Here is a 7337-nt window from a genome sequence, read left to right as displayed (position 1 = left end):
GCTTTGTCTCGGATGATTCACTTTTACCCCCTCAATCCGCGTATGTGCCAGTTGGGGGTGCGGAATGTGGGTTGTAAGCGCGAAGGCATTTTTGCCACGGGGAACGCTAATCCTGCGATTCTCGACAACATATTTATGGAAAACTCAGCGGCTGGCGTAATTACGGCGGGAACTGCTAAGGGAGAAATACGGCGCAATATTTTTCAAAAGACGGGTTTCGGCATTTCTCTGCAAGCTCAGTCTGCTCCTTTGATTGCTGATAACCAAATTTTGGAAAATCGCTCCGGTATAGTTTTATCAGGGGAATCTCAGCCGATTTTACGCAAAAATCGCATCGAAAAAAATACGCAAGACGGTTTGACTGTGGTGGGGAAGTCGCTGCCAGATATTGGTACTGCTCAAGATTTGGGCGGCAATATTTTTCAGAATAACGGTGAATTAGACTTGCAAAACGCGACTGGGGTTAAGGTTTCTGCGGTGGGAAATCAGCTCAATTCTTCGCGGATGAAAGGTTTATTTGATTTGGGCAATGTGACGGCAACTCCGACTCCTGGCGGGCTACAGTTCAGCGACACCAACACGCATTGGGCTAAGGATTTTATCGATCGCTTGGCAAAGATGAATATGGTTAGCGGGTTTCCCAACGGCACTTTTCAACCTTACGAGAGTCTAACTAGAGCTCAGTATGCGGCTATGTTGGCGAAGGCGTTTGAATTGGTGCCGCGCCGTGAGGCGACGGTTTTTAAGGATGTGGCGGCGGATTTTTGGGCCAAGGGAGCGATCGACCAAGCTAATCGAGCTGGCTTTTTGGCTGGATATCCAGACAGCACGTTTCGCCCGGAGCAGAATTTGACTAGAGTTCAGGCGATCGTATCTTTGGTAAACGGCTTGCAGTTGGTGGGCGGCAACCCCAATTCTTTGAGCGTTTATGTCGATCGAGCTCAGATTCCCAGTTTTGCCACCGACGAGATAGCAACCGCCACAGAGCGCAAAATGGTGGTCAACTATCCCGCGCGCGAAAAGCTTTCCCCCGCCCACGACATCACCCGCGGCGAGATATCCGCCCTTATCTACCAAACTCTGGTAGCCACAAAGCGGGCCGAGCCAATTAACTCTCCCTACATCGTCTAAGGGAATTGGGAGACAAGGGAGAGGAGAACTTGGGGTACAAAGAACTTATATCTTGCACCATTCTCGCTGAACAGGCTTTCCGGCCTGTTCCACAAAGAGTAGATTAACCTGAGTTCGGGTTAAGCAGAAGGGAGAAAAAAGGCATCGATATTGAGAGAAGGCTTTTTAGGATGAAGGCAATAGGCAATCAATCCACAGACCAAGTTGACTAAGAAATTGACCGGACTGCGACGGGTGAGAATGCTCAATCTGAGAGAAGTTTTTTAGTTGGTCGATAATCGTCTCAATGATGGAGCGTTTGCGCGTTAGTAGCTTATCCATCAGTGGCATCAGCTTATTTTTCATATTGCACTTTGGCTGTGTAATCAGTTGAATCCCAATCTGGGTTCAAAAACTTGGCAGAAATCATCGACAGCGCAAAATAGTTCTTCTAAGCTAATCATGGGACGAGCCTGTAAAGCTTTGGTGTGATGACTTTTAGCTTACTTGCTTGTCCCTTTCTTATCCCGAACTCACGTTACATATAAATCGCACGGCTCAGACGAACCCCGAAATCGGCATCCGGATTTGTCGTGGCGTCACCAAGCCGCTCTTGCATCACTGCAACTGCTAAGTCCCGGCGCTTTGGCGATCGTGATGCGTCGGCAGATGCCAGGGCTGCCGCCATCTGTTCGCGCGTGAGATCGGTGCAATAGCAGGGCGTGCCGGGTTGCTGACGCCACGAATCGGCGATCGTGCCCGCGTCGAAAGCATCAAGCCCGGTGTCTTCGACGAGCGCCATCGCCACGGAGCGATCGTTCTCGCGGTCAGCAGCCACAGGGAGGGCGATACGGTCAGGACTTCCAGCAGGCTTGCCCTTGGTGGCGAAGGAGCCAGACCCGATCGCGTTCCACGCCTTGGCAATTGGTCGGCCTAGCTGTTCGGCAACCCAAAGGCTCTCAACCTGCCCGGCCTCGATGGCATCGATCTTGTCGTCGCGGTGGGGATAGTAATTCGACGTGTCGATGACGACTGTCTCGGCTGGTAGGTTGGCTATCAGTGGCGCGATTGTGGGAATGCGGTTGAGAGGGATCGAGAGGATCACCACGTCAACGTCCTCCACCGCTTGGGCCGTCGAGACCGCGCGTGCGCCGCTCGCCAGCACATCGGCCTCGATCGTCTCTGGGCCGCGAGAGTTAGCCACCTTCACGTCATGTCCGGCCGCACTGAGTTTGCGTGCCAAAGTCTTCCCGATATGGCCAGTGCCTAAGATCCCGATGTTCATTTTCTTCGTGTCAACCATGATAAATAATCCTTTTACGGAGTTGTTTGACGGGGTATTGCCAGCGCGTTCAAGGTGTCGCGAAGCTCGGCAAGGTCTTCATCGGAGAGACGGCAGGCCGTCTCGATCTTTTCAGGGATCGAGCACGCTGCGGAGCGGAGTGCCTCGCCCGCTTCTGTCAGCTCGATAAGAACGCGGCGTTCGTCCTGTTGGTCACGGGTGCGCGTCACCAACCCCGCGCTCTCAAGGCGCTTTAAGAGGGGCGTCAAGGTTCCGTTCTCCATACCGAGTTCTTGCCCTACTTCCCCAACAGTGCGCGGGGTGCTCTCGTAAAGAGCCAGCATGACCAGAAACTGAGGATAGGTCAGGCCCAAAGGCTCAAGAAAGGGCCGATGAAGCCGAATGACGCGGTTCGACGCACTATAGAGGGCAAACGAAAGCTGCCTCCCCACCTGTCGCCGTTGGTTGATGTTCGAGTTGTTATCCATTTTTAAATCCAGTCAACAACTATTATATAGCGCACTACATAATAGTTCAATACCTATAATTCACTTTTTTTCTGGGTTTTCTGTGGCGATCCCTATAAGTGCGTGTTTCATAGGGCGTGAAATTGGCGTTTCGCCAGCTTTGGCTTGGTGAGCCGCTTGAGCATGAGGCGGATCGTGGACACATATACGAAGGCTTCTGGGCTAGGCGGCAGGGCCTCATAATCTTTGATCAGAGGCAGGTTGCGACCCAGCCCGGCGAAAGTGCTCTTTATTCCCTTCATCCTAAGAAGCCTTCTCTCAATATCGATGCTTTTTTTCTCCCTTATGCTTAACCCGAACTCAGGTTAGATTATCTTGTGGGTTGGGCAGGAGAGCCCGCCCTGAAAGGATTATTGAGAATGGTGCAATATCTCAGAAGAACCAACCCATCACCCCTCGCCCTTGTCTCCGATTCCCTCACTCTCATCCACTCTCACCCACTCTCACCCACTCCCACTCTCTCAAGTCTTGATTTGCGAGTACCCGAATCGTTTTATGATTAAACATTAAGAAATTAAGTAAGCAATCCTTAAGGTTCGACTGTCAAATTATGGCTAAAATTCAATTTTCTCGGGGTATAGACGAAGATGCTGTGCCCGAAGTGCGCCTAACCCGTTCTAAAACGGGAGCTCAAGGCACTGCCACGTTTATCTTTGAAAATCCCAAAGCTCTCAGCAGCACCAGTACCGAAGACATTACTGGAATGTACATGATCGACGAAGAAGGCGAACTCCTCACTCGCGAGGTTAAGGCTAAGTTCATCAACGGTCAGCCTGCTGGTTTGGAAGCTCTTTATCTAATGAGAAGTCCCGAAGAATGGGATCGATTTATGCGTTTTATGGAACGCTACTCGGAATCAAACGGCTTAGGATTTAGCAAGGCATAATTGATGGGGAATAGGGCATGGGGTATGGGGCATGGGGTATGGGGCATTGGTTATTGGTTGTTAGTTATTTGATAATGAATAACTAACAACGAAGAAATAACAACTAACTAATGACTTCTTCGCTTTTCCCTCTTCCCTCTTCCCTCTTCCTTCTTGCTTCTTCCTTCTTCCTTCAACATCTGTTATATGACGCAAATTCCTCACCCCGACTTATCTAAAATAACCGTAAACTGCGCTATCATTACTGTTAGCGACACGCGCTCGGCGGAAACAGACAAGAGCGGCTTGTTAACTAAAAAGCTGCTAAAAGATGCGGGTCACTCTGTGGTAGCTTACACTGTTGTTAAAGATGATGCAGCCAAAATTGTATTGCAAATGCAGGCTTTTTCCCAGCGTGAAGATGTAGATGCAATCATTTTTAACGGCGGCACGGGCATCGCTCCCCGAGATACGACTTATGATGTGATGGAGAGTTTGCTCGACAGGATTTTACCGGGATTTGGGGAGATATTTCGGTTTTTGAGCTATCAAGAAATTGGTTCAAGGGCGATCGCCTCTCGCGCAGTTGCAGGCGTGTATCAAGGCAAGTTAGTCTTTTCTCTTCCTGGCTCTAGCAATGGCGTGAAACTAGCTGTGGAAAAGCTAATTTTACCCGAATTAGTTCACTTGGTGACGCAGTTGCGCGGAGGGTGAGGGCGGGAGTTCGGTTAATTGACTGACCGAAAGAAATTTGGTTACAAGCCCCCCGATTCATCTGCGGATCGAGAAAAAAGCTCGCTCATCCTCATCGCAAGCCCCCGGGTTGATCGGTGAGGTCGCTTTCTTCAATCTCTTCAATCTCTTCAATCTAAAATCTAAAATCTAAAATCTAAAATTGACTGAGTGCATTCACCGCAAGAAACGGGTGGCTTTGAGCCTACTCTATGGCTAAAGTAAGGAAACACCAAAAATCCCTTGACTTAGATAGATGATTTCGATGCAGAATGCGAGTGTCTATGCTAGCGAAGATTATCACCGGATGGCTCGGGCGATCGCCTTTATGCGACAAAACCACCTAAACCAGCCGAATCTGGCAACTGTGGCCCAACACATAGGACTCAGTGAATATCATTTTCAACGGCTATTTACTCAATGGGCCGGCATTAGCCCCAAGCGGTTTTTGCAATATCTGACAGTTGAATATGCCAAGTCAAAAATCACTCAGACTAAAAGCCTTCTAGACCTAACATTGGACGTGAGACTATCGAGTCCCGGACGATTACACGATTTATTTGTGAACTTAGAAGCAATGTCACCAGGGGAGTTCAAAGCAGGCGGAGCAGGTTTACAAATTCGCTATGGTATTCATGATACCCCCTTTGGCACATCTCTAATTGCTACAACTACCCGTGGTATTTGTAATCTTTATTTCTTGGAGACAACAGACGAACAAACCGCCGCACAAAGACTGCGATTGGCATGGAAAAACGCTGAAATTATTCGTGATGAGCAAGCCACTCAATCATTGTGTGACCTGATTTTCAATTCAGAAACTCTCAGCGAGCAAAAACCATTAACGCTCTTGGTAAAAGGCACTAACTTTCAGATTCAAGTTTGGCGAGCACTTTTGCAATTGCCCTTTGGTGCGATCGCCACCTATCAAACTATAGCTCAAATGGTAGCACGCCCAACTGCTGCTAGAGCTGTAGGAAATGCGATCGGTAACAATCCTATCGGCTATCTAATTCCGTGTCACCGAGTCATTCGAGAATCTGGAGAACTCGGTGGCTATGGCTGGGGAGTAGAGCGTAAAACAGTCATGTTAGGCTGGGAAGCTAGCCGTACAATCTGCGATCGATCCCGATAGCATTACTATTTTTGCTACTTGCCGAAGCAATCGGCCACAAATAAATTTCAGGCGGCGATCGGGCGATCGATAATACACTAGAAATATTGCTGTATCGCCAGTTTTTCAATGACCAAGAATTTCAAAGCTGGTACCCGCCACGTGATTTATCCGTGGAATCAATCCAAAATCTAAAATCTAAAATCCTCACGCCCCCGAATTTATCTCGCGCAAGTCAATCCAAAATCTAAAATCTAAAATCTAAAATCGAATGACGCTGCCTACCGGATCTCGTTCTCCTGCTTTGTTCCAAACGCTTTCGCTGGTAGCTGACCCGATCGCATTTTTCGATCGCTCCTGGGCCAAATACGGCGATACATTTACCGCCCGCGTGTTGGGGCCCGCTTCGCCCCCCGTGGTGTTTCTGGGCAGTCCAGAAGCGATTCAGGCGGTGTTTACGACGTTAGCCGATGCCTTTGAGTTTGGCAAAGTGACCAACATATTTCGCCCGCTGGTGGGAAATGAATCCCTAATTATGAATGAAGGGCCGCGACATCTGCGACAGCGACAGCTATTAATGCCCGCGCTGCATCGGGAACAGTTGCACAGTCAAGGGCATTTGATTGTTGATTTGACGCAAAAGCACACGATCGACTGGAAAGCCCCAGATGCGATCGCAGTCCGCGAAGAAATGTCAGAAATTTCGCTGCAAGTAATCTTGCAAGTCGTGTTTGGATTAGTGCCGGGAGAGCGCTACGAACGCCTGAAACAATTGCTCAGCAACCTTTTAGAGGCGATTACTTCTGAACTGTACTCGATGCAATTTTTCTTTGAACCGTTGCAGCAAAATTTGGGGCCTTGGAGTCCGTGGGGGCAGTTTTTGCAGCAGATGGCCCAGATTGACTCGCTGATTTATGCGGAAATTGCCGAGAGGCGATCGCATTCTCTCGATTCGTCTCGCACGGATATTCTGTCGGTGTTGATGATGGCCCGCGATGACAGCGGCGAATCCCTCGGCGATCGAGAATTGCGCGATCAGTTGATGACGCTGTTGTTGTTGGGACATGAAACCACTGGATCGGCCTTGACTTGGGCGTTTTACTGGCTGCATCAGTTTCCCGAATGTCTCGCTAGGTTGCGGCAGGAATTGGATGAATTAGGCGAGAATCCCGATCCGATCGCGCTTTCGCAGTCGCCCTACTTAACAGCAGTCTGCAAGGAAGCGCTGCGGGTTTATCCAATTGCCTTAATTTCGCAGCCGCGCAAGGTGAAACGGACGATCGAACTCGAAGGCTATACATATCAACCGGGAACGATTTTAATCCCCTGTGTCTATTTGGCGCACCGTCGGCCTGAAACCTACGAAAATCCCGCCGGGTTCAATCCCGATCGCTTTTTAGATCGCAAGTTTTCCGCCTCTGAATTTTTACCGTTTGGAGGCGGGAGTCGAAGCTGCATCGGGATGGCGTTATCGATGTTTGAAATGAAGCTTGTTTTAGCAACGGTGCTGTCTTCCCGTGAGTTTGTATCGAATCTCGATCGGCCAATTCGTCCGGTGCGCCGGGGAATCACCTTTGTGCCGCCCGATCGGTTTCGATTAACGGTTGTGGGCGATCGGCGTTAGATTCAGTGAAACACCGTGTCAATCGATTTTAGATTTTAGATTTTAGATTTTAGATTGAAGCATTGAGCCCACGGATAAATTCG

At 49.4% G+C, this 7337-nt stretch carries 8 protein-coding genes and 1 pseudogene; 5 read left to right on the top strand and 4 right to left on the bottom strand.

Annotated elements, in window-relative coordinates; genetic code table 11:
• Nucleotides 1–1131: S-layer homology domain-containing protein (locus tag QUB10_RS09360; RefSeq protein WP_333201490.1), on the top strand; the 1131-nt coding region annotated here is incomplete at its 5' end.
• A 119-nt stretch (nt 1132–1250) separates the two neighbouring features.
• Here the strand turns inward: QUB10_RS09360 and QUB10_RS09355 are convergent.
• From QUB10_RS09355 to QUB10_RS09345, 3 genes and pseudogenes are all read right to left on the bottom strand, one after another.
• Nucleotides 1251–1509, bottom strand: a pseudogene (locus QUB10_RS09355) (transposase); the annotation flags it as partial.
• A gap of 139 nt (nt 1510–1648) precedes the next feature.
• On the bottom strand, nt 1649–2413 hold the full coding sequence (locus QUB10_RS09350; protein WP_333201488.1) for an NAD(P)-binding domain-containing protein: 765 nt from the start codon (nt 2411–2413) through the stop codon (nt 1649–1651).
• A gap of 14 nt (nt 2414–2427) precedes the next feature.
• Nucleotides 2428–2880: a MarR family transcriptional regulator gene (locus QUB10_RS09345; RefSeq protein WP_333201486.1), complete on the bottom strand. Its 453-nt coding sequence runs from the start codon at nt 2878–2880 to the stop codon at nt 2428–2430.
• Between the two features lie 589 nt (nt 2881–3469).
• Between QUB10_RS09345 and psb28 the strand changes: the two genes are divergently transcribed.
• From psb28 to QUB10_RS09330, 3 genes are all read left to right on the top strand, one after another.
• Nucleotides 3470–3805 carry a photosystem II reaction center protein Psb28 gene (gene psb28, locus QUB10_RS09340; RefSeq protein WP_333057059.1) on the top strand — a complete coding sequence of 112 codons (336 nt, stop codon included), beginning with the start codon at nt 3470–3472 and terminating at the stop codon, nt 3803–3805.
• Nucleotides 3806–3991: 186 nt separating this feature from the next.
• On the top strand, nt 3992–4498 hold the full coding sequence (locus tag QUB10_RS09335) for a MogA/MoaB family molybdenum cofactor biosynthesis protein (RefSeq protein WP_333201484.1): 507 nt from the start codon (nt 3992–3994) through the stop codon (nt 4496–4498).
• 274 nt (nt 4499–4772) lie between these two features.
• The gene (locus tag QUB10_RS09330; RefSeq protein ID WP_333201482.1) at nt 4773–5651 is read left to right on the top strand and encodes a methylated-DNA--[protein]-cysteine S-methyltransferase; all 879 of its coding nucleotides are present in this window, start codon (nt 4773–4775) and stop codon (nt 5649–5651) included.
• Here QUB10_RS09330 and QUB10_RS09325 read toward each other — a convergent pair.
• The gene (locus QUB10_RS09325) at nt 5620–5760 is read right to left on the bottom strand and encodes a hypothetical protein (protein WP_333201480.1); all 141 of its coding nucleotides are present in this window, start codon (nt 5758–5760) and stop codon (nt 5620–5622) included. The genes QUB10_RS09330 and QUB10_RS09325 overlap by 32 nt on opposite strands.
• Before the next feature lie 141 nt (nt 5761–5901).
• Between QUB10_RS09325 and QUB10_RS09320 the strand changes: the two genes are divergently transcribed.
• On the top strand, nt 5902–7254 hold the full coding sequence (locus tag QUB10_RS09320) for a cytochrome P450 (RefSeq protein WP_333201478.1): 1353 nt from the start codon (nt 5902–5904) through the stop codon (nt 7252–7254).
• Nucleotides 7255–7337 lie beyond the last annotated feature (83 nt).

The sequence above is a fragment of the Microcoleus sp. B5-D4 genome (genome assembly GCF_036705145.1).
Lineage (GTDB): Bacteria > Cyanobacteriota > Cyanobacteriia > Cyanobacteriales > Microcoleaceae > Microcoleus.
Note: the sequence above shows the minus strand (reverse complement) of the source record. Positions and strands in the feature narration are given on the sequence as shown.